This is a genomic window from Mesorhizobium sp. M2A.F.Ca.ET.037.01.1.1 (assembly GCF_003998075.1).
GTDB lineage: Bacteria > Pseudomonadota > Alphaproteobacteria > Rhizobiales > Rhizobiaceae > Mesorhizobium.
The window spans coordinates 1-815 of the sequence record NZ_RZSA01001585.1 but is presented as its reverse complement, the minus strand read 5'-3'; the positions used below and the strand labels follow the sequence as shown (position 1 = coordinate 815).

The 815-nt window shown below is 66.0% G+C and carries 1 protein-coding gene; it reads right to left on the bottom strand.

Annotated features, from left to right (window positions below):
- Positions 1-150: 150 nt before the first annotated feature.
- The coding region (locus tag EOA27_RS38540; protein ID WP_245491392.1) for a glutamine synthetase family protein at positions 151-815 on the bottom strand (665 nt) is incomplete at its 5' end.

Sequence of the window (815 nt, the reverse complement as noted above, 5' to 3'; positions counted from 1 at the left end):
GTCACTGATACGAGCACCCCCGCGAGCCAACTCGGATGAGTTCCCCTTTATAGCCCTTCCAGCCGTCCGCTGCTTGCTCCAACCGAGGATCTTTGCAGTTCCCCATAGGGTACCGGCCGCTCTCCTGCTCCCACTTCAGCGTCGCCGGCCTCAAACGCTCTCGAGATAGGTCTCGATCTCGAAGTCGCTGACATTCAGCGCGAACGTGTTCAGTTCCTGGCGCTTGCAGGCGACAAAGGCGTCGCGCAGCACGTCCGGGAAGATCTCGGCGACGCGCGGGCCAGCCTCGAAGGCGGCGATCGCCGAAGCCCAGTCCGGCGGCAGCTTGGCGAGCGTCAGCCCCTGGCCTTCGCCGCCGGTCGGCTCGCCGGGCGAGAGCTGGCGCTCGATGCCGATCAACGCCGCGCCGAGGATCGCCGCCAGCACCAGATAAGGATTGGCATCGGCGCCGGAGACGCGATGCTCGATGCGGCGCGCAGCCGAAGGTCCGCCTGGAATGCGAATCGCCACCATGCGGTTCTCGTAGCCCCAGGCGACGGCGGTCGGCGCATAGGATCTCGGCCGCAGCCGGCGGTAGGAATTGAAGTGCGGTGCAAACACCAGCGTGCTTTGCGCCATCGCGTCAAGCAGGCCGCCGACCGCGTGGCGCATTGTTTCGGAGCCCTGGTCGGAACCGTCGTCGAAGATGTTGCGGCCCTGCCTGTCGAGCACGCTGAAATGGACATGGAAACCGTTGCCGGCGCGCTCGCCATAGGGCTTGGCCATGAAGCAGGCGGCGAAGCCATGCTTGCGGGCGATGCCCTTCACGGTACGCT